At 70.2% G+C, this 21834-nt stretch carries 17 protein-coding genes; 9 read left to right on the top strand and 8 right to left on the bottom strand.

Annotated features, from left to right (window positions below):
• Positions 1–2228: LAGLIDADG family homing endonuclease (locus tag VLK61_RS09595; RefSeq protein ID WP_325420543.1), on the bottom strand; the 2228-nt coding region annotated here is incomplete at its 3' end.
• 336 nt (positions 2229–2564) lie between these two features.
• Between VLK61_RS09595 and VLK61_RS09590 the strand changes: the two genes are divergently transcribed.
• The 3 genes from VLK61_RS09590 (at position 2565) to VLK61_RS09580 (ending at position 6939) form a co-directional block, all read left to right on the top strand.
• Positions 2565–4766: a putative bifunctional diguanylate cyclase/phosphodiesterase gene (locus tag VLK61_RS09590; RefSeq protein WP_414636797.1), complete on the top strand. Its 2202-nt coding sequence runs from the start codon at positions 2565–2567 to the stop codon at positions 4764–4766.
• 57 nt (positions 4767–4823) lie between these two features.
• Positions 4824–6605: a S8 family peptidase gene (locus tag VLK61_RS09585; RefSeq protein WP_325420539.1), complete on the top strand. Its 1782-nt coding sequence runs from the start codon at positions 4824–4826 to the stop codon at positions 6603–6605.
• 100 nt (positions 6606–6705) lie between these two features.
• Positions 6706–6939: a hypothetical protein gene (locus VLK61_RS09580; protein ID WP_325420537.1), complete on the top strand. Its 234-nt coding sequence runs from the start codon at positions 6706–6708 to the stop codon at positions 6937–6939.
• Positions 6940–6992: 53 nt separating this feature from the next.
• Here the strand turns inward: VLK61_RS09580 and VLK61_RS09575 are convergent, their stop codons facing one another.
• Complete coding sequence (locus VLK61_RS09575) at positions 6993–7445, bottom strand: PA2169 family four-helix-bundle protein (RefSeq protein ID WP_325420535.1); 453 nt, start codon at positions 7443–7445, stop codon at positions 6993–6995.
• A 140-nt stretch (positions 7446–7585) separates the two neighbouring features.
• On the opposite strand from VLK61_RS09575, the gene VLK61_RS09570 reads away from it, so the two are divergent.
• On the top strand, positions 7586–8410 hold the full coding sequence (locus VLK61_RS09570) for a Ku protein (RefSeq protein WP_325420534.1): 825 nt from the start codon (positions 7586–7588) through the stop codon (positions 8408–8410).
• A gap of 8 nt (positions 8411–8418) precedes the next feature.
• On the opposite strand, the gene ligD is transcribed toward VLK61_RS09570, so the two are convergent.
• The 3 genes from ligD to VLK61_RS09555 all read right to left on the bottom strand — a co-directional run bounded on the left by ligD (position 8419) and on the right by VLK61_RS09555 (position 13033).
• Positions 8419–11010 (bottom strand): DNA ligase D, encoded by a 2592-nt coding sequence (gene ligD / locus VLK61_RS09565; RefSeq protein ID WP_325420532.1) that lies wholly within the window; start codon positions 11008–11010, stop codon positions 8419–8421.
• An 18-nt stretch (positions 11011–11028) separates the two neighbouring features.
• Positions 11029–11520 (bottom strand): hypothetical protein, encoded by a 492-nt coding sequence (locus VLK61_RS09560; protein WP_325420530.1) that lies wholly within the window; start codon positions 11518–11520, stop codon positions 11029–11031.
• A gap of 67 nt (positions 11521–11587) precedes the next feature.
• The gene (locus VLK61_RS09555; RefSeq protein WP_325420528.1) at positions 11588–13033 is read right to left on the bottom strand and encodes a phospholipase D-like domain-containing protein; all 1446 of its coding nucleotides are present in this window, start codon (positions 13031–13033) and stop codon (positions 11588–11590) included.
• Positions 13034–13223: 190 nt separating this feature from the next.
• On the opposite strand from VLK61_RS09555, the gene VLK61_RS09550 reads away from it, so the two are divergent.
• From VLK61_RS09550 to VLK61_RS09535, 4 genes are read left to right on the top strand one after another with little or no spacing between them, the layout of a single operon-like run.
• Positions 13224–14258, top strand: coding sequence for a DnaJ C-terminal domain-containing protein (locus VLK61_RS09550; RefSeq protein WP_325420527.1), 1035 nt, complete (start codon positions 13224–13226; stop codon positions 14256–14258).
• Entirely contained in the window at positions 14255–15376 is a 1122-nt protein-coding gene (gene add, locus VLK61_RS09545) for an adenosine deaminase (protein WP_414636796.1), read from the top strand. The genes VLK61_RS09550 and add overlap by 4 nt, the downstream gene beginning before the upstream one ends.
• A gap of 43 nt (positions 15377–15419) precedes the next feature.
• On the top strand, positions 15420–16418 hold the full coding sequence (locus VLK61_RS09540) for a Bug family tripartite tricarboxylate transporter substrate binding protein (protein WP_325420525.1): 999 nt from the start codon (positions 15420–15422) through the stop codon (positions 16416–16418).
• Positions 16419–16422: 4 nt separating this feature from the next.
• A complete protein-coding gene (locus VLK61_RS09535) occupies positions 16423–17406 on the top strand; it encodes a nucleoside hydrolase (protein ID WP_325420523.1) in 984 nt (327 codons plus the stop codon).
• A 19-nt stretch (positions 17407–17425) separates the two neighbouring features.
• Here the strand turns inward: VLK61_RS09535 and VLK61_RS09530 are convergent, their stop codons facing one another.
• Positions 17426–18340, bottom strand: coding sequence for a DMT family transporter (locus VLK61_RS09530; RefSeq protein ID WP_325420521.1), 915 nt, complete (start codon positions 18338–18340; stop codon positions 17426–17428).
• Between the two features lie 141 nt (positions 18341–18481).
• Positions 18482–19648 (bottom strand): response regulator, encoded by a 1167-nt coding sequence (locus VLK61_RS09525; protein WP_325420519.1) that lies wholly within the window; start codon positions 19646–19648, stop codon positions 18482–18484.
• Between the two features lie 202 nt (positions 19649–19850).
• Here VLK61_RS09525 and VLK61_RS09520 point away from each other — a divergent pair, with 202 nt between their 5' ends.
• A complete protein-coding gene (locus tag VLK61_RS09520; protein ID WP_325420517.1) occupies positions 19851–20564 on the top strand; it encodes a haloacid dehalogenase type II in 714 nt (237 codons plus the stop codon).
• Positions 20565–20571: 7 nt separating this feature from the next.
• Here VLK61_RS09520 and VLK61_RS09515 read toward each other — a convergent pair whose 3' ends face one another.
• Entirely contained in the window at positions 20572–21783 is a 1212-nt protein-coding gene (locus VLK61_RS09515; protein WP_325420515.1) for an HPP family protein, read from the bottom strand.
• Positions 21784–21834 lie beyond the last annotated feature (51 nt).

The following is a 21834-nucleotide window of genomic DNA, read 5'->3' as shown; positions in this document are numbered from 1 at the left end:
CGGCGCTTGTTGCGCGCTTCTTCCTGCTGCTGCGCCAGCGGCCAGACGGTGACGTCGAGCACGTTGTCGAGCATGCGCGTGGCCACCTTGCAGACCTCGGCGAAACCGGCGTCGTCGAAGGCCGCGTCGGGCTCGAACGGGCGCTGGACGAAGTGCGTGAGGTCTACGCTGCCGAGGCAGCAGCAGCCGTAGGGCGGAAGTGGCTGTTCGGCGCACTGCCCCGTGACCAGACCGTTGAAGATGACTGTGTTGTGATCGGGCTGCGTGGTGTCGTAGACCGGTTGGCGACCGATCGGCACGATGGCCTGGACACGCGCGGCGAATCGCTGCGTCTTGAGCAGCGCCCTGCCGCTGACCCAGGACGCGTACTTTGCACGCTTGGCCTCGAGCAGGAAGCCGATCTCGCGCATGACGACCTCGCGCGACTCGCCGTCGATGATGAGTTCATGCACGGTCTGGCACGGATAGTCCCGTTGCCCACCCTTGCCGTCCGGCAATGATCGAAGTCCAGCGGCCCGACGCTGATGGATGCGCGAAAACACACCAAAGTTCGACAACAGGACTTGCACGTCCTGCAATAGCGGGCGGTGAACCGAAGTCAGCCGCACCGAACAAGTTTCACTGAGTGACGAGACATTGACCGTGCCATCGGTCTGGAACAGCCCGCGCAGGTAGCCCTTGACGCAGTCTTCACTGCCACGCCACACCACTTCGGGCACCCGCAGCTTGGTCTCCCGCGTGAAGCCGTAGAGCTGCAAGGCACGCGCCAACAGCACCGAACGGATGAACACATGATTGCGCTCGGGCACCGCCACCGGCGCCACGGTGTAACCCCGGGGCGCTAAGGCGTGGCCAGCGATCAGCAGGTTGACTGTCTGCGCCATAACGCCGGCCAGCGCGCACTCTTCGTTCCAGAAGTTGAGGATCGCGGCTTCCTGCCCCTTGCCCCGGTTCGTGAAATGCCCGTCGCCGGTTATCAGACCCAGCAGCATACCGAGAGACTCGTCGCCTTGCTGTCCGAACTGGCCCTTGCCCGATTGCACCCAGAGTTCATCGCCCTCGCGCAGCTCACTGAGCTTGATCTTTCCCCGCGCGGTGTAGAAGTCGTGCCATGCGGTGGCTTCGATTTCGTAGCCTTCGGCGGTGATGACCCTGAAGACTTCGGCATCCCGGGATGTCATGAAGGCTGGCTTCGCGGGCCGCAAGTCCACGCCGCGCGCGTGCTGTCCCAGCGCCCGACGATCCACGGTGACCTGTAGCGAAGCTGCGTTGGCATGCAACTCACCAATCGTCACCAAGCCATGCTGCGTCGCCAGGCGAGTACCCGCCGTCACGCACGGATTCGTCGCCGCAATGGTTTCGCAGTACCCCAGGTTGTTGTCCTGGTTGATGCGATCCAGGAACAGCACGCCCGGCTCGGCGTGGTCGTAGGTGCTGCGCATGATCTGGTCCCACAGCGCGCGGGCGCGCAGCCTGCGGTAGACCCATTGGCCATCGGCGCGCTGGAAGGCGCCGGCGGCTTTCTGCGCCACGCCGGGTTCGGCCTTGTGCACCAGGTCGACCTCGCCATCGTCCAGCACCGCCTGCATGAACTGGTCGGTCACGCCGACCGAGATGTTGAAGTTCTTCAGGTCGCCCTGGTCCTTGGCCTGGATGAAGGCTTCGACGTCCGGGTGGTCGCAGCGCAGCACGCCCATCTGCGCGCCACGGCGCGAACCGGCGGATTCCACCGTCTCGCAGCTGCGGTCGAACACGCGCATGTAGCTCACCGGGCCCGAGGCATGGCTTTGCGTCGCGCCGACCCAGGCCCCGTGTGGGCGGATGCGCGAAAAGTCGTAGCCCACGCCACCGCCACGGCGCATGGTTTCGGCGGCTTCGGTCAGCGCGGTGTAGATGCCGGGGTGGCCGTCTTCGGGCGACGAGATCGAATCGCCCACCGGCTGCACGAAGCAGTTGATCAGCGTGGCCGCCAACTCGGTACCGGCCGCTGAATTGATGCGCCCAGCCGGCACGAAGCCGCGGCGCTGCGCATCGAGGAACCGGGCTTCCCACAGCGCGCGCTGGTCTTTGGGCTCGGCCTGCGCCAGCGCATGGGCGACACGGCGGCGCACTTCGTCCAGCGTCTGCTCATCGCCCTTGGCGTACTTTTCGGCCAGCACTTCGGCGCTGATGGCCTGGGGCGACAGCGTCGCGGCGGTCGGGCGGGGCGTGGCGAGCGTGTCGGTCATCGTGAGGTCCTCTGTTCGGGGCGGGGCCGGCGGCCGCGGCAGCTGCCGGCCGCATGGAGCACTGCGTTTTCCCACAGTATCGCGCTGACGAAGCCCGCGAATTGCGTTGTTGTGTCACCGATGCGTCGGGCGGCGGGCCAGGCGGCCGGAACACCGCGCCGCTACTGATTTTTCTCAACCGGGACCAGCGAAAAATGTCGTCCAACCCCCTCGCCGGCAAGGTCATTCCGATCAGGCCCGTGCGCTTTTGCACGCTGGCGCAGCCGCCTTGCGGCGTCTCGGGCGTGGCCGGGCCCGGTTGGCATCAAGCTATCGGCCGGTCGGCCGATGCAGAAGATGTCCTTCGCTGTATGTCCGCCCCGACTCGAACCCGCCGTGAACTATTTGTCTTCCAGCTATGACCCCTGGGTGGTCCTGGCCTCGCTGCTGATCGCCAGTTTTGCCTCCTACGTGGCGCTGGACCTGGCGCAGCGGGTGCGCACCCACGACCGCCGCGTCGCGCGGCGCTGGTGGCTCGGCGGCTCGCTGGCGATGGGCACCGGCATCTGGTGCATGCACTTCGTCGGCATGATGGCGTTTTCGCTGCCGATCGAGCTGGGCTACACGCATGCGCTGACCCTCGCGTCCTGGTTCGCCGGGGTCGGCGTGTCGGCCGTGGCGCTGGCCATCGCCAGCCGCGGCAAGCTCACCGCACGCCGGCTGATCTGCGGCGCGCTGCTGATGGGCACGGGCATCTGCGCGATGCACTACACCGGCATGGCCGCGCTCGACATGGCGCCCGGCATCGTCTGGGACTGGCGCCTGGTCGGCGCCTCCGCGGCGATTGCCGTGCTCGCTTCGGCCGCCGCGCTGATGATCTTTTTCTGGCTGCGCCAGGTCGATGCCCGCTACAGCCTGATGGTCCAGTGCGCTGCTGCGCTGGTGATGGGCGTGGCCATCTGCGGCATGCACTACACCGGCATGGCCGCGGCCAGCTTTCCTGCCGGCACGGTGTGCCTGAGCAGCGGTGCGCTGGCCGGCAAGGGCCTGGGCGCGCTGGTGGCCTTGTCGTCGGTGGCGCTGCTGACGATGACGCTGTTGACCTCCACCGTCGACGCGCGCATGCGCAGCCGCACGGCCCAGCTCGCCGGCTCGCTGAAGGTCGCCAACGCCGAGCTGCAGACGGCCAATGAAGAACTGCGCCAGCGCGCCTTCATCGACGCGCTCACCGGACTGCCGAACCGCCTGCTGTTCGAGGACCGGCTGATGCATGCGCTGAGCCGCCTCGAACGCGCCGATGGGCGCATCAGCGACCGTGCAGCCGAAAAGCTGGCGGTGCTGTTCATCGACCTGGATGGCTTCAAGCCGGTCAACGATTCGCTGGGCCATGCCGCTGGCGACTTCGTGCTGGCCGAGGTGGCGCAGCGCATGCGCCAGGCCGCGCGCGAGAGCGATACGGTGGCCCGCATCGGCGGCGACGAGTTCGTCGTGCTGATGGAGGACGTGGCCAGCCTGGCCGACTGCGTGGCCGTGGCGCGCCGCATGCTGGAGGCGCTGACCCGGCCCATCGACGTTGCGGAGCAGCAGATTGCGGTGTCCGGCTCGATGGGCATCGTGATCTACCCCGACCACGGCCAGCGCGACAAGCTCATCGCGCATGCCGATGTGGCGATGTATGCGGCCAAGCGGGCCGGCGGCAACACCTACGCGGTGTTCGAGTCGCACATGGACGCCGGTGCGCATGAACAGCTGAACCTGCAGCACGACCTGCGGCATGCCGTCGCTCGCGGCCAGCTGGAGCTGTACTACCAGCCCAAGGTCGACGGCCACAGCGGCCAGATCCGCGGCGTCGAGGCCTTGCTGCGCTGGAACCATCCGCAGCGCGGCGTCGTCAGCCCCGGCGTGTTCATTCCGATCGCCGAACGTTTCGGGCTGATCAACGGCCTGGGCAACTGGGTCATCGACGAAGCCTGCCGGCAGATGGCCACCTGGGCCGCCGGGGGCTTGCGCATGCGCGTGGCGATCAACCTGTCGGTGCACCAGTTGCGCGAGGACGGCCTGGCCGAGCGTGTGGGCGCGGCCTTGGCGCGCCACGGCCTGGACGCCTCGCAGCTGCTGTGCGAGATCACCGAAACCGTGGCGATGGAAGACATCCAGGCCACCCAGCGCGCCTTCGAAGCCCTGGCGGACATCGGCGTGTTCCTGTCGATCGACGACTTCGGCACCGGCTACTCCAGCCTGAGCTACCTGCGCCAGCTGCCGGCGCGCCAGCTCAAGATCGACCGCAGCTTCGTCAGCGACATCGAGAGCAGCAGCGATGCGCGCGCCATCGTCAGCGCGGTGATCCACCTGGCGCATGCGCTGGGCCTGCGCGTGGTGGCCGAAGGCGTCGAGACCCGGGGGCAACAGGACATCCTGCTGGACCTGAACTGCGATGAGCTGCAGGGCTACTTCCTGGCCCGGCCGATGACCGCCGACACCTTGCTGGCCTGGACCGCGGGCCGCAAACCGGCCGATGCGGCGGACTTCTCGCCCTCGGTGATGTGCGAGAACCTGTAGCGCCTGCAGGCCCCCGGCGGCACTCAAGAACCCGGCGCCGTTTCCGATGAAGAAGGGATGAGCAGACGCCTCCCTTCCCTCTCGCCGGCCGCCACGATCACCGCCTGCCTGCTGGCCCTGGCCGCCCTCGGCGCCCAGGCGGCGGCACCTGCCGGTCCGCGCCAGCTGCCGGTCGACACCGGCACCGACCGTCTGATCATCAAATACCGCAACGGCGCCGGCCCCAGCAGCCTGAGCGTGCCGGCGCTGCGCACCATGCGCTCGGCGATGGCCGCCCGCGTGGCCGCCAACCGCCATGGCGTGACGATGAACGCGCTGCGCCAGACGGCCGCCGGCGCGCAGGTGTTCCGCCTGAACCGCCGCATGAGCCTGGGCGAAGCCGAAGCACTGGCCGCCAGCCTGCGCTCGGGCGACGCGAACATCGAATACGCCGAGCCCGACCGGCTGATGCATGCGCTGGCCACGCCGAACGACCCGCAGTACGCGTCGCAGTGGCACTGGTCGGACACCACCGGCGGCGTGCGCGCCCCGGCGGCCTGGGACGTGGCCACCGGCACGGGCGTCACCGTCGCGGTGATCGATACCGGGGTGCGCCCCCACCCGGATCTGGCGGCCAACCTGCTGGCCGGCTACGACTTCATCACCTCGGCCAGCAGCGCCAACGACGGCGGCGGCCGCGATGCCGATGGCAACGACCCCGGCGATGCCGTGGCCGCGAATTTCTGCGGCGCCGGCAGCGGCGCGTCGAACAGCTCCTGGCACGGCACGCACGTGGCCGGCATCATCGCCGCGGTGGGCAACAACGCCACCGGCGTGGCCGGCCTGGCCTACAACGCCAAGATCCTGCCCTTGCGCGTGCTGGGCCGCTGCGGCGGCTACACCTCCGACATCGCCGACGCCATCACCTGGGCCGCCGGCGGTTCGGTGAGCGGTGTGCCGACCAACACCACGCCGGCCAAGGTGCTGAACCTGTCGCTGGGCGGCAGCGGCAGCTGCGACACGACGACGCAGACCGCCATCAACAGCGCCCGCGCTGCCGGCTCGGTGGTGATCGTGGCGGCGGGCAATGCCAACACCAATGCCTCCAACACCTCGCCGGCCAACTGCAGCGGCGTGATCACGGTGGCCTCCACCGGCATCAGCGGTGGCCGGGCCTCGTATTCGAACTACGGCAGCGTGGTGACGCTGGCCGCGCCGGGCGGTGACTCGGGCAATGCGATCCTGTCGACGCACAACGCCGGCAGCACCACGCCGAGCACCGACAACTACGCCGGCCTGATGGGCACCTCGATGGCCACGCCGGTGGTCGCCGGCATCGCCGCGCTGATGCTGTCGACCAACGACACGCTGACGCCGGACCAGCTCTCGGCGATGCTGGTGGCCACCGTGCGCAGCTTCCCGGCCACCTGCACGCAGTGCGGTGCCGGCCTGGTCGACGCCGCCGCGGCGGTGCAGGCCGCGCACGACGCGATCACGCCGGATCCGATCACCGTCAGCGAAGCCGAAAGCAACGACAGCCTGGCCACCGCGCAGGCCGTGGCCTCGCTGCCGGCCACCGTCAATGGCAGCATCGGTAGCGTCGGCGATGCCGACCACTACCGCATCAGCGTGCCGGTGAACAAGACCCTGAGCATCACGCTGACCGGCGCCGCCGGCACCGGGCCTGGCCTGGGCGTGTACAGCGCGCTGGGCCGCAAGCTGGTGGAACGCGCCGGCACGGTGGGCCAGAGCCTCAGCTGGACCCAGGCGAACCGCGGCAGCACCGCGCTGACGCTGTATGTGCGCGTGTTGCGCTCGGCCGGCAGCACCGGCAACTACACCCTGACACTGGGGATTTGAGGGCCTCCGGGCAAGCCATCAGACCAGGCTGAGAGTTCATACAGTATCCTTGGGGCTTGCGCGGCTTCGCTGCGCGCCAAAAGCACTGGAGGGTTCGAGAATGGCCAAAGACGAGGTCAAGACACGCATCGAAGCCGATGGCCTGCGTTACCGCAGCAAGACACCCGGCTCGCCGTTTGCGCCGGCAGGCGCCTTCGGCGGCTCCACGATGTCGTGTTTCCTGTGCGGTACCCACCGCCCGCGCACGATGCTGAAGATGCGCAAGCTGCTGGGCAAATCGCAGACGGTGTGCAACCCGTCGTGCAAGGCCGTCGCCGAGCAGGTCGCGGGCTGACACGGGTGCCTCGGCCGCCTGGCGGCCGATCCGTTTGACACGCTGAGGCCGCCTCAGGCCCAGCTGCCCAGGCGCTCGCGCATCACCATCAGGCTCAGCCGGTCGTTTTCGATCGCGTCGTGCTGGGCCGCAACCAGCACGCGCACGGTGGTCGGCAGCGGCAGCATCAGCACGGCCCGGTACCAGCGCAGCGCCAGCGCGTCGCCTTGTTCGCAGGCATCGAGCAGCACGCGGTCGGCATCGATGCAGAGTGCGCAGCGCACGGCCACGAAGCTCAGGCAGATGTCGCCGGCCGCGCTGCCGCCGTGCTGAGGCAGGGCGCCCTGCTGCAGCACCAGGCGTTGCAGTGAGTGCGCGGCGGCGCGGCAGTCCTGCGCGCGCCGCAGGAACAGCTGGCGCAGGCCGGTACTGCTGGCACGCTGCACGCCGTAGGCAAACGCCGCTTCGCCATCGAAGCACAGGCTGGTCAGCGCATTCAGCAGGGGCAGCAGTTCGGGCGCGCTCATCGTGAGCCGTCGCCGGCAAGCGACATGCCGGCTCACGGCATGGCCCATCGACGGCATGGCGATTGCCCGGAGCCTGCAGCCGGGCTACGCGCGGCCGCTGCAAAGCCTGCCGCAAGCCTTGCCTTCCTTGGAGAACTGCCATGCCCCGCGTGATCTGGAAAGGTGCCATCAGCTTCGGCCTGGTGCACGTGCCGGTGGCGCTGTACCCAGCCTCGTCGGAATCGGGCATCGATTTCGACTGGCTGGACAAGCGCACGATGGACCCGGTGGGCTACCAGCGCATCAACAAGCGCACCGGCAAGGTGGTGGACAAGCAGCACATCGTGCGCGGCACCAAGGTCGACGACGGCGGCTATGTCGTGCTCAGCGACGACGAGATCCGCAACGCCTACCCCAAGACCATGCAATCCATCGAGATCGAGTGCTTCGTGCGGGCCGACCAGATCCCCTTCGTACACCTGGAGAAGCCGTACTACCTGGAACCGGTCGGCAAGAGCGAGAAGGTCTACGCGCTGCTGCGCGAAGCGATGCTGAGCGCCGGCGTGATCGGCATCGCCCGCGTGGTGATGCACCTGAAGGAACACCTGGCCGCGGTGATTCCCGCCGGCCCGGCGCTGATGCTGGACACCTTGCGCTGGGTCGACGAGATCCGGCCCTGGAACGAGCTGAAGCTGCCGCCCGAAGGCAAGGCCGCCGCCGGCCTGAAGGAGGCCGAGCTGAAGATGGCGGGGCAGCTGATCGAGGACATGACCGAACCCTGGCATGCCGAACGTTTTGCCGACCGCTTCACCGAGGCGATCCACGCGCTGGTGAAGCAGCGCGCCGAAGCCGGCAAGACCGAGCGCGTGCGGCCGCTCGAAGAGGCCGGTCCGGGCGAGCCACAGGGCAATGTCGTCGACCTGACCGAGCTGCTCAAACGCAGCCTCGGCGAGCGCAAGAAGCCGCCGACGCGCAAGCGGGCGTGAGCCCGTTGCTAAGCTGTTGTCGACGCGTCCGCTTCGGCGGCGAAACCGAGCCGCCGCATCGCTTCGCCCAGGCCTTGGCGGCAGGCGGCCAGTCCGCCCCAGGGGTCGGCGCCGCGCTGGCGCAGGTGGGCCACGGTGTCGGCGACAGTCCACTGCGCGCTCGAAGCCAGGTCGGCGAGCGCATCCCAGCCGATCGGCATCGACACGCCCAGCCCGGGCCGCGCGCGCGCCGAGTACGCCGCCACCGTGGTCGCGCCCAGGCCGTTGCGCAGGTAGTCGACGAAGATGCGTCCGACCCGGTTCGACGGCCCGCTGGTGGCGACGAAGCGCGACGGCACGGTCTTCGCCAGGTGCTGCACGATGGCCCGCGAAAAGGCCTTCACGGTGTCGGCCGACCAGCGCGGGGCGATCGGCAGCACCAGGTGCAGGCCCTTGCCGCCGCTGGTCTTGAGCCAGCAGCGCAGACCCAGTTCATCCAGCAGGGTGCGCACCAGCTGGGCAGCTTCGCGCACCTGCGGCCAGGCCACGCCTTCACCGGGGTCCAGGTCCAGCACCAGCCGGTTGGGCTGGTCGATGCGCCGCGTCGTCGCATTCCAGGGGTGGAACTCGATCACGTTCATCTGCGCGGCACCGATCAGCGCCTCGACGCTGGCCACCTCGATCAGCGCCTCGTGCTCGGGCCACAGCGCCGCATCCAGCACACGCAGGCCGGGGATGCGCAGGCCTTCGGCGTGCTTCTGGAAGAACATTGCGCCGCCCACGCCGGCCGGCGCCCGCAACAACGCCACCGGCCGGCCCGCCAGCTGCGGCAGCAGATGCCCGGCCACCTGCTCGTAGAAGCGCACCAGGTCGATCTTGCGCAACCCGCTGTGCTTGTCGATCACGCGATCGGGATGGCTGATGGCCAGCGCGCCGACCTGCGCTGGCGACGCTCGTTGCGGCTTCCGCTGCGATTTCTGCGGTGATTTCGGCTGTGAGGGCGACTGCGGCTCCGAACGCTGTTCCGCGCCCACCTGGCGCGCCGGCTTGTCGCTGCGCAGGCCCTGGAAGACGGCATGGCGGATGTTGCCGTCGGGCGTCCAGCTGGCGAAGCGCACCTGAGCCACCAGTTGGGGCCGCACCCAGTGCGGCGCGGCATCGCTGCGGCGATGGCGCTGTCGCGGGTCCGGCGGATCGGCGAAGGGTGTGCGTGTGACTTCGAGTGCGGCCAGCTGGCGATGCAGCGTCCTGGCCGCGGCCTGGCTGAAGCCCGTGCCGACGCGGCCCACCGGCCGCAGGTGGCCGGCATCGTCATGCTGGCCGAGCAGCAGCGCACCCACGGCCTGCGCGGAGTCGCTGCGTTCGGTGAAGCCGCCGATCACGAACTCCTGCCGCTGGCCGCACTTGAGCTTCAACCAGCTGTCGCTGCGCCGGCTGACATACGGGGCATCCTGGCGCTTGACGATCAGGCCTTCGAGCTGCAGCCCGCAGGCCGCCTGCAGCGCCTCGGAAATCTCGCCGGGCAGGTCCTCGCTGAAGCGCAGCGGCCCATCGGCCACGTCGGCCAACAACTCGCGCAGCCGTCGGCGACGCTGCAGCAGCGGCTGCTCGCGCAGGTCCTCGCCGCCGAACAAGGGCAGGTCGAACAACCAGTAGACGATGGCCTCGGTGCGCCCGGCATCGAAGGCGTTCTGCAGGCGATTGAACTCGGGCCGGCCATCCGGACCGTTGACGACGATCTCGCCATCCAGCCAGGCCTCATCGACCGGCAGCCGGGCCAGCGCGGCGGCCAGCGGCTCGAGCTTGCGCGTCCAGTCCTGGCCGCTGCGCGTGAACAGGCGTGCGCGGCCGTGCGTGATGCGCGCCAGCAGGCGGTAGCCGTCGAACTTCATCTCGGCGCGCCAGTCGCCGCCAGTGGGCACCTGCGTCGCCAGCACGGCCAGCTGGGGCGATAGCGTGGTTGGCAGCGCGTGCTGCCTGGTCTTGCCGGCCGAGCCGGCTTCTCTTGTCGACGCTGGCGGCAGAGCCTGCGCGGCGGCACCGAGCACGCTGCCCGGCTCGGCGGCGAGCACGTCGTAGTCGGCCCGCGGCCGGGCCCAGGCGTCGCGCTTCTTGAACAGCAGCCAGGCTTCGGCGTCGCCGGTTTTCTTCGGTGCCATGCGCACCAGTTCCCAACGGCCGCGCAGCTTGTGGCCGCTGAGATCGAATTCCAGCTTGCCCGCGCGCACCCCGCGCCGCGCCTGGGCCGCACCACCCACCGGCGTCCACCGGCCCTGGTCCCACACCTGCACCTGGCCGGCACCGTACTGGCCCGGCGGTATCGTGCCTTCGAAGTGGCGGTAGGCCAGCGGGTGGTCTTCCACATGCACCGCCAGCCGTTTGTCCGCCGGATCCAGGCTCGGCCCCTTGGGCACCGCCCAGCTGAGCAGCACGCCGTCGAGTTCAAGCCGGAAGTCGTAGTGCAGGTGGCTGGCGTGGTGCTTCTGCACCACGAAGGCCAGGTCCCCGTTCGGCGCAGCGGCCTCGGCGCGCGGCTCCGGCGTGCGCTTGAAGTCGCGCTTGGCGTGATAACGCCGCAGCGGCGCGGGTGCTGCGGCGCGGCGGGTCGAAGCCACAGGCATGGCGCCCCCGTCGCGTGCTCAGGTGTGGCGCTCGCCGCGTTCGGCCTCCTGGCCGGACGGCGTCTGCGCATCGAGCCCGCGGTCGGGCGATTCGGCCACCTGGGTCGTGTCGCCGGCGTGTTCGATCAGCTCGTCGATGAGGAAGCGGCCATAGTGCTGCGCACGCTCGGCGTGCCACGGCCGCACCGCATCGGCCACCCGCCTCGCCATGTCCAGGTTCGGCACCTTCACCAGCAGCCAGTGGTAGCCCTGCTCGGCCATCACGCGGTGCGCCTTGATCAGGTTGAGTTCCTGGCCGATGCCGGCGAGGGGGCTGGCACTGGCCAGGTCCTGGTCGATCTGCGTCAGCATCTGGCGCGGCGTGTAGCGCACCATGTCCGCGTAGGTCGGGCCCAGCGCGAGCACGGCAATGACGGCGCCGTCCAGGTCGTCCGCGCTGGGCAGCTGGATCAGCACATGGCCGACAGGCTTGAAGACGCCGAAACTGGTCTGCGGTGCAGAAGAGTCCATGATGGGCCTGGCTTTCTCAAGGTGGTGAAGAACGGGCAAGACGGGTGCCTGTGGCGCGCGGGTGGGTTCACCACCAGGCTTCGAACAGGCGCGCCAGCGATTCCTTGGCACGCTGAAACAAGGGGCGCTTGCGCCAGGCCGCCGCTTCGATGGCCTGCGAAGCCTCCAGGTCGCGCTGGAACATGCGCGCCATCGCATCGCCGAAGTCTTCGCCGATGACCACCGCATTGACCTCGTTGTTGCCGGAAAAGCTGCGCCAGTCCATGTTGCTGGAGCCCACCGTCGAGACCACGCCATCGATCACCGCGGTCTTGGCGTGCAGCACTGCGTCCTGCAGTTCGTAGAGCTTCACGCCGGACTTCAGCAGGCGTTCGTAGTAGCTGCGGCCGGCATGCAGCACCGGCGAGAAGTCGCTCACGGAAGGCAGCACCAGCCGCACGTCGACGCCGCGTTCGGCGGCTTCGCACAGCGCATCGATCATGTCCTGGCCGGGCGCGAAATAGGCCATCGTCAGGTGCACGCTGCGTTGCGACGCATCGATGGCGGTGAGCAGCAGCGCGTAGATGCGGTTGAACTCGTCGTCCGGGCTGGACGGCACGATGCGCATCAGCTGCTGCCCCGTGCTGCGCGCGGCCGATGGGGGCTTGGGCGGCACCGGCGGCAGCTCGCCGCGGCAGCCTTGCTGCGCCCAGGTCTCGCGCACCAGATCGTCCAGCGCCGCGGCGGCGGGGCCACGCAACTGCACCTGCGTGTCGCGCCAGCCCTCGGCCTTGATGCCCTCGGGCGCCTGCCGCCGCTGCCGCCCGAAGGACCCAGTGGCATAGACCGCGCTGATGTTGATGCCGCCGGTGATGGCGACTTCGCGGTCGACCACCAGGATCTTGCGGTGGTCGCGGTGCGTGATGTCCCAATAGCCCGGGCGCTTGATCGGGTTCACCGGGTTGAAGGCACAGGTGGGGACGCCGGCGTCGCGCAGCGATTGGAAGTAGCTGCCGTCGGTGCCGATCGAGCCCAGCGCGTCGTAGATCAGCAGCACCTGCACGCCTTCGGCGCGCTTCTTCGCCAGCAGCGCGGCCAGGCGCTGGGAAATCGCGATGTCCTCGATGATGTAGCTCTCGAACAGGACGGTCCGCCGCGCCTTGTCGATGGCCTCGAACATGGCGGCGAAAGTGGCCGGGCCATCGATCAGCAGCCGGGCTTCGTTGCCCGCGTGCAGGTCCACTTCGCCGAAGCTGGACATCGCCGCCAGCTGACGCTGCACCAGCGAGGCGCTGCCCTGCTCGCCGACACGGCGCAGCAGCTGTTCACGCTCGTCGTGCTGCAGCCGGCCGCGATGGCCGGTGACCGTCACCTGGCTGGCCACGGCGCCGGTGCTGGGGGTCGGCCGACCCGGCGGCGGCCTGTCCGCGCGCGGCATGGGCGGCGTGATGGCGCAGCCGGCCAGGACCGCCAGCAACAGCATGGCCAGCACCGCGGCCACCGGGACGCTGACGCAGGGGGTTCGCCGGGGCATCATCCCTGCCACTCTAGGAACCGGGCGCCGGCAAGCCCATCGGAGACGGGCCGCACGCGTTGTAGGACAAGGCGGCGCCCAGCCGCGCGGTTTGCCCTACGCCGGGATGCGTCGGCACGCCGCTGCCGGCGCGGCTGGCGTGTCCCCCGCTACCATCGGCCCAATGCCGCAGCATCAGGAGGAACCCGGTTTGAGCATCGATCGCGCCTATGCCGAACTCGGCCTGCCCCCGGATGCCAGCGACGCGCAGGTCAAGGCCGCCTGGCGTCGCCTGGTGTCGCACTGGCATCCGGATCGCAATGCCTCGGCCGAGGCCGCGCGAAGGATGCAGCGCATCAACGGGGCCTACGAACAGATCCGCTTGTCAAGCGTCACCGAAGGCGTGGACGCTGGCCCGGAGGGGCCGGACAGCGAGCCGCCCGAGCCCTCCGATCCGGCGCCGGGCCGTACCGTGCGGCGCAAGCTGCGATTGTCGCTGGAAGAGGCGGCGCTGGGCTGCACGCGGGTCGTGCGCGGACGGTTGAGCTGCCCGTGCGCCGCCTGCGAGGGCAGCGGTGCGCTGGCACCGGAGGCGGCCTGCCCGCGCTGCGACGGTGCCGGCACGGTGCCCAGCGGCCTGTGGTTCATCTGGCCGCCGGTGCGCTCGACCTGCAGCGGCTGCGACGGCAGCGGGCTGGTGCACCGCAGCTGCCTGGCCTGCGAAGGGCGCGGCCAGCAGTCGCTGCGTTACCAGCGCACGGTGCGCATCCCGGGCGGCGTGCGGCGCGGCGATGTGCTGGTCGCCGACGGCGCCGGCGAAGGACAGGGCGGCTTCGACGGCCGGCTGGAGCTGCTCATCGAATGGCGCCCTCACCCCTTTTTCGTGGCGGGTGACGACGGCAGCCTGCGCTGCGAGATGCCGGTGGACGGCTTCGCCTGGCTGGCCGACGCCTGGATCGAGGTGCCCACGCTCAGCGGCCTGCAGCAGATGCGGCTGCGGCGCGGACGCCATGTGTACCGGCTGCGTGGCCAGGGCCTGCCGCTGCAGCGCCGTGGCAGCACGCGTGGCGACTTTGTCGTCACCGTGACGCCGAGCTTTGCCGAATCGCTCAGCGCCGAACAGCAGTCGCTGCTGGCACAACTGGCGGCCGCGGCGCAGGGGCAGCCCGCGGCCGCGGCCGTGCGCGACTGGCGCGAGGCGCTGCAGGCCTGGGCCCGGCAACAGCCCTCGGCCTCCACGGCATGACCGGCATGACCGGCATGACCGACCCGGCCGGCCCCGCCACGCCACCGCCGCCAGCGGACAGCAGCGCCCTGGACGGCTTCCTGCACGCGCTGCCGAAGATGGAGCTGCACTGCCACTTGCTCGGCACGGTGCGCCGGTCCACCTTCGAGGCCTTGGCCCGGCGCGAAAACGCACCGATCCCGGCGGCCGACATCGAGGCCTTCTACACCCGCGGCGAGAAGCCGGTCGGCGTGCTGCGCGTGCTGCGGGCGCTCGATGCCTGGCTGCTGAAGACGCCGGACGACTTCCATCGCCTGACCTACGAGTACCTGGAGGACGCGGCACGCCACCAGGTGCTGTATGCCGAGTTCTTCTGGAACCCGACCGGCACCGCCCGGGTGTCCGGCCTGGCCTACCCGGCCGTGCTGGCGGCGGTGCGCCGCGCCATCGCCGATGCCGCGCAGGACTTCGGCATCACCGGCCGCCTGGTGCCGGCGATCGACCGTGAGGCCGATGCCGCGGCGGCGCTGGAGATGGTGCAGTGGGTACTGCAGCACCGTGCCGACGAGGTGCCGGGCATCGGCATCGACTACCGCGAGGAACTGGGCCCGCCGGAGCGCTTCGTACAGGCCTATGCGGCCGCGCGGGCAGCCGGCCTGAAGGCCACTGCGCATGCCGGCGAATTCGGCCTGCCGGCGGCGAACGTGCGCACCGCGATCGAGCAGTTGCAGGTCGATCGCATCGACCACGGCTACACCATCGTCGACGACCCGGCGCTGGCGCGGCAGGCGCGCGAGGCCGGCCTGGTCTTCACCGTGGTGCCGACCAATTCCTACTACCTGCGCACGCTGGCACCGCAGCGCTGGGCGCTGGATCACCCGATCCGGCAGATGCGCGCACTGGGCTTGCGCGTGCACCCGAACACCGACGATCCGACGCTGCACCATGTCACGCCCACCGGCGCCTGGCGCATGATGCTGCGCGACTTCGGCTACAGCATCGACGACCTGCGCCACTGCCTGCTGAACGGCCTGGACGCGGCGTGGATCGACGAGGGCACACGCCGCCGCTGGCGCACCGAATTCTGCGAGCGCTTCGATGCGCTGCGCCAGCAGTGGCTGCCGCCCGCGCCGGCATGAACACCGCCATCGCTTCACTTCCCTGGCCTTTCCCGGAGTCGACATGACCACCAGCCGACCATCGCCGCTGCGACTGATAACACTTTATTTGCTCGGCATAGGCCTGATGCTCGCCGGCCCGGCGCTGCGGGCGCAGCCGGCCTGGCCGGCCCGCAGCATCAGCTTCATCGTGCCCTATAGCGCCGGCGGCAGCCTGGACGCCACGGCACGCCTGGTCGCCCAGCGCCTGGCTGAGCGGCTGGGCCAGCAGGTGGTGATCGAGAACGTCACCGGCGCCGGCGGCGGCCTGGGCTTCGCGAAAGCGATGCAGGCGCCGGCCGATGGCTACACCTTCCTGATCGCCGGCGATTCGCCGCTGAACCCGAACGCGCCCGCCGGCGGCCCGTACTACAAGCACGACGTGCTGAAGGAGCTGGTGCCGGTGGTGCTGGTCAACACCGCGCCGATGGTGCTGGTGGCCCACCCCGCGCTGCCCGCGAACACGCTGGGCGAGCTGATCGCGCTGGCGCGCAAGCAGCCGGGCCGGCTGTCGTATGCCACCTCGGGCATCGGCACGCTGCCGCACCTGGCCACCGAGATGATCAAGCAGCAGGCGCGGGTGCACATGGTGCACATTCCCTACCGCGGCGGATCGCAGATCGCCAACGACGTGGCCGGCAACCAGGTCGACCTGGCGATGTTGATCGCCGCATCGGCCGCGCCCTTCGTGCAGGCCAAGACGCTGAAGCCGATCGCCGTGACCGGCGAGCGCCGGCTCGCGCTGCTGCCCGAGGTACCGGCCGCCGCCGAGACAGCCGGCTTCAAGGACTTCAAGGTCGTCAGCTGGGCCGGCCTCTATGCGCCGGCGAAGACACCGGCGGCGGTGGTCGCGCGGCTGGCGCAGGAGGTCGACGAGGTGCTGAAGACCGAGGCCGTGCGCGACAAGCTGGCGCAGCAGGGTGCGCTGGCCGGCGGCGGCACGCCGGCGGCATTCATCAGCTTCATCGAGCAGGACCGCGCGCGCATCGGCCGCGTGCTGCAGGTGACCTCGCTGCGCGAGTGAGGCGATGGCCGGTGCGTCGCAAGATCGACGGCCAGGCCCGCTGGCCCAGGGTCCACGACCGGTCTGGCTGGACACCGACCCCGGCTTCGACGACTGGCTGACGATGCTGATGCTGGCCGCCCACCCGGGGCTGCGCTGGCTGGGCATCAGCGTGGTCGCCGGCAATGCGCCGCTGGACATCACGCTGGCCAACGCGCTGGCGATCCGCCAGCTGCACAGGCTGCAGGTGCCGGTCTACCGCGGCTGCGACCGGCCGATCGCCGGCACGCTGGACACCGCGCAGCACATCCTCGGCGCGCAGGGCCTGCGCAGCACCGGCCTGCCGCTGCCGCCGGCCCAGGCCTTGCCCGACGGCGACGATGCCGTGGCGGCGCTGCTGGCGGCCTTGCGCCACAGCCCGATGCCGGTGACGCTGATCGCGATCGGCCCGCTGACCAACATCGCCCGCGCGCTACAGGCCGAGCCGGACGCCGCGGCGCGGATCGACGAACTGGTGTTGATGGGCGGCTCCACCGAACGCGGCAACCACACGCCGGCGGCCGAGTTCAACATGCATGCCGACCCCGAGGCGGCCGACATCGTGTTCAGGGCCGGGCTGCGACGGCGCATGTTCGGCCTCAACCTGTGCCGGCAGGTGCTGCTGCGGCAGGCCGATGTCGACCAGGTGCGCCAGTGGCCGGGCCAGCCGGCGCAGTGCCTGGCCGACCACCTGGACGCCTACCAGCGCATCCGCAGCGCCAACGGCAGCGTGCCGATGCCGCTGTACGACCCGGTGGTCGCGGCCTGGCTGTGGCAGCCGGCGCTGTTCGGCTTTCAATCGGCGCGGGTGGACATCGAGCTGCAGGGCCGCTTCACCCGCGGCATGACGGTGTGCGACTTGCGGCCCGCCGCGCTGCCGGCCGCGAATGCCGAGCTGGCGATGACCGCCGACGGGCCGGCCGTGGTGGCACTGGTGCTGCAGGTGCTGCAGCGTGCGCTGCAGGCCTGAGCGCCCGTGGATCTTCCGTTCAGGTCCGGCCCGGGCTGCGCGTGCCCAGCCAGGTCCCGCCCAGCACCGCCGCCAGCCCGGCCAGGTGCCAACCGGTCAGCGGCTCACCGAGCAGCAGCACCGCAAAACCCACGCCGAAGATCGGCACCCAGTAGACGTACAGCGAGGTGCGCGCCACGCCCAGCGTGGTGAGCGCGCGGTTCCACACCAGTGCGCCGGCGGCGGTGGCCAGCAGGCCGGACATCATCAGCAGCAGGCCGTGCGCCCAGGTGAACTGGGCCCAGGCGATGCCGAAGGGCGACGGCCGCAGCGCCATGTGCAGCATCAGCATCACGGCGCCCATCGCATGCACCACCGTGCTGATCACCACCGAGTCCAGCTGCCGCGCCAGGCGCTGCACCAGCACGCCGCCCGAGACCCAGCTGAGCACGGAGCCCAGCACCAGCAGGTCGCCCAGGCTGCCGCTGCCCAGCGCCGCGCCGGGCCGGTTCAGCACCACCATGGCGACACCGCCGAAGCCCAGCACCACGCCGCCGATGCGCGCCGGCGTCAACCGGTCGCCCAGCAGCGCGGCCGCCATCAGGGCCGAGATCAGCGGGTTCAGCGCGATGATCAGCGCGGCGTTCGCCGCGGTGGTGCGCGCAATGCCTTCGGTGAACACGATCTGGTTCAGGTAGACCATCAGCACCGCGCAAACGCCCAGCGTCAGCGCCTGGCTGCGCGTCAGCCGAGGCCAGTGCCGGCCGCGCCAGTGCAGCAAGGCGATCAGCGCCAGTCCGGCGACGATCATGCGCAGCGTGGCCACCGCCATCGTGTCGTAGCGGCTGACCAGCAGCTTGACCACCGAAAGGTTGGCGCCCCACAGCGCCATCGTGCCCAGCAACAGCCAGCGCATCGTGGCGCCGCTGGTGGCGCCTTCGTTTGGGCCGCTCACTTTGAGAGCAATCCCGCCGAACCGGTGGGCAGCAGGTTCGGCGGGGCACGGAGCCGGATCGTGAGCATCGGCCGATTGTGCCGGTGTTGCGTGCCGGTGAACGGCCCCGGCCCATACGGACCGGGGTGAGCGGGCCCCGGGTCAGGCGTCGACCAGCCCGGCTTCCGCGGTGTGAGCGCTGCGCTTGAGCAGGGTCTCGATGTGCGCGATCAGCGCATCCTCTTCGTAAGGCTTGCCCAGCAGCACGCTGACGCCGGCCTCGGCAGCGACGGCGCGGTGCTTGTCGTCCGACGAGGTGATCATGATGATCGGGATGTGCTTCGTGCTGGGGTTGCCGCGCACATGGCGGGTGAGCTCGAAGCCATCCATGCCGGGCATTTCGACATCGGTGATCAGCACGTGCGGCATCGCGTCGGCCATGTGCTTCATGGCCTCGAAGCCATCCTCGGCCAGCGCGACGCGGTAATGGAACTTGGCGAGCAGGCGACTGGTCTTGACGCGCACGACCTTGGAATCGTCGGCAATCATCACCAGGGTTTCTTCGGGCGTGCGCAAAGTCGCGGGCGCAGCGGCAGCGGCGCGTTCGGCTGCTGCGCGCTCGGTAGCGGCGCGTTCGGCTTGCTGGCGTTCTGCCTGCGCACGTTGCTCGGCAGCGACGCGCGCGGCTTCGGCTTCGGCTTCGGCTTCGGCTTCGGCTTCGGCCTCGGCCTCGGCATGACGCTGGGCTTCCAGGCGCGCGGCGGCTTCTTCAGCGGCTTGCTGGCGTGCGGCTTCTTCTGCCGCAGCGCGTTCGGCAGCAGCACGCTCGGCAGCGGCATGTTCGGCGGCTTGGCGCTCGGCGTCCAGCCGGGCCACTTCCTCGGCAGCCAGGCGTTCGGCTTCTCGCAGCGCGGCTTCTTCGGCTGCGGCTTGTTCTGCTGCAGCTTGCTCCGCTGCAGCTCGCTCAGCTGCGGCTTGTTCGGCCGCAGCCTGTTCGGCGGCCAGCCTTGCGGCATGCTCGGCGGCTTCAGCGGCCTCAGCCAGCCGCTGGGCCTCCAGGCGTGCGGCCTCTTCAGCAGCGGCCTGCTCGTCGGCCAGGCGCTGGGCTTCCAGCCGTGCGGCGTTATCGGCTGCACGCGCCGCGGCGCGTGCAGCTTCCGCACGCTCGGCTTCGGCACGCTCTTCGGCCAAGGCCTCTTCGGGCCCGGGCAGCGAGGAGATCGGCGGCGGCGGCAGTGCTTCGCTCTTGCGCCGGCGGCTGCGCAGCCAATCCACCAGCAGCCAGAGAGCCAGCGCCGCCAGCAGCGCCCACAACAGATAGTCGTTCATCAATCAGGTGTCCTTGCAAGGGGCTCGTGCTTCCGGCGGGCCCGGCACAGGGGGTGCGGGCAGCCCCCTGCCTGCAGCATGGGCGAAGTTCAAGACCGTATCGTGTAAAGGATAGCGGCGAAGCTCGGCGGCAAAGCGGGGATTTGTGACGGATCTGCCGGCCAATCTCGCGGAATCGCCGGGCTGCGGCATGATCGATGGCATGCATGCAACGCCTGCCGTCCGAGCCCTGGTCTTCGACATCTTCGGCACCGTCGTCGATTGGCGAAGTTCATTGATCCGCGAGGGCCAGGCCCTCGGCCAGCGCCTGGGCCTGGCGGCCGACTGGCCGGCCTTTGCCGACGCCTGGCGCGCCGGCTACCGCCCGGCGATGGCGCGCGTGAGCCGCGGCGAACTGCCGTGGATCAACATCGACGGCCTGCACCGGCTGATCCTCGACGAACTGCTGCCGCGCTTCGGTCTCGAGTCCCTGCCCGAGACCGAACGCGATGCGCTGAACCGCGCCTGGCACCGGCTGGACCCCTGGCCCGATGCCGTGCCGGGCCTGACTCAGCTGCGCCAGCGCTTCGTGCTGTCGACCTTGTCGAACGGCAATGTTGCGCTGCTGGTGAACATGGCCAAGCGCGCCGGCCTGCCCTGGGACTGCGTGCTGTCGGCCGAACTGATCGGCCGCTACAAGCCGGACCTGGAGGTCTACCGCCGGGCCGCGCAGCTGCTGGGCTTTGCGCCCGAGCAGGTGCTGATGGTGGCCGCGCACCCGTCGGACCTGATGGCCGCGCAGCAGGCCGGCCTGAAGACCGCCTACATCCCGCGCCCGGCCGAACACGGGCCCGGCGGCTGGATGGAATCGACCGCAGGCTGCCGCTTCGACTGGCAGGCGCCGGACCTGCCGGCGCTGGCGCAGCACCTGGCCTGAAGCGCGCTCAGGCCTTCGCCGCCGAAGGCTCCGAGCGCAGCAAGGCCACCACCAGATCGGTCTGCGTGACGATGCCGACCAGGCGTTCACCACCGCTGATGATCGGGATGTGGTGGTGGCCAGTCGACGAGAAGATCGGCACCAGTTCGGCCAGGCTGCGATCGGCGCTGGCCACGCGCACCTGGCGCGTCATGATCTGGCCGACGACCTCGGGCTTGTCGGAGTGCACGCCCGGCGTGGCGCGGATCAGGCGCTTGAGCTTGTCGTCGAAACCGTCGTAGACATCCAGGTCGGCGGCGCGCAGAAAGTCCGCCAGCGTGACGATGCCGACCACGCGGTGGCGCTTGTCCACCACCGGCAAGGCCTTGATGCGGTGCCGACGCAGCAGCGACCAGGCTTCCTGCAGCGGGCTGCCGAATTCGACGCAGATCGGCCCGCGCGTCATCACGTCGCTGCAGCGCAGCGCGGCCAGGCGCCGGCCATGGGCTTGCAGCTCGGCCTGTTCGAGCAGGTGCTGCAGGTCGTCGCGCGGCACATCGAGCACCTGGTTGTACTGGGCCAGCGCGGCATCGAGATCGGCCTCGGTGAAACGCGGCGGCGTGGCCAGCAGCGCACCGCCTGCCGCTGCCGCGGGCTCACGCTGCGCATGCGGGTAGCGGCGCCCGGTCAGCGGGTTGTAGACCATGCCGGCAGCCACCAGCAGCAGCGAATTCAGCGCCACCGGGAACAGCGCGAAGCGCCAATCGGTGACACCGCCGAGCACCGTCAACAAGGCCGCCGCGCCGCCCGGTGGATGCAGGCAGCGCAGCGCCAGCATCGCGCCGATGGCCAGGGCGGTGCCCACCGCCGCGACCACCGGCGTGGGCAGGCCAGCCACCGCCTGGGCTGCTGAAGCCGCTTGCAGCGCCGGCGGTGCCAGCCAGTGCACGCTGAAGATGCCGACCAGCGCCGACACGGTGTTGCCGCCCAGCACCGCCCAGGGCTGCGCCAGCGGACTGGCCGGCACGCCGAACACCAGCACTGCACTGGCGCCCAGCGGCGCCACCAGCCAAGCCAGATCGGAGGGGCCGCCCAACCAGCGGCACAGGCCGCCGGCCAGCAGCAACCCGAGCCCGGCGCCCAGCACCACGCGCAGCCGTTCCCGGGCATCGATCTTCAGCGGCGCCGGGCGCAGCGCCTGCAGCCACTGGCGCCAGTCCAGCTTCATCCCACGGTTCATGCGGCTCTGCTCATGCGAATTCATTCTGCCGGAAGGCCTGCGCGCCACCGG

Origin of the sequence: Aquabacterium sp. (assembly GCF_035476535.1) — a bacterium.
Taxonomy (GTDB): domain Bacteria; phylum Pseudomonadota; class Gammaproteobacteria; order Burkholderiales; family Burkholderiaceae_C; genus Pseudaquabacterium.
The sequence above is the reverse complement of the archived record's forward strand: the minus strand, read 5'-3'. Positions and strand labels throughout refer to the sequence as shown.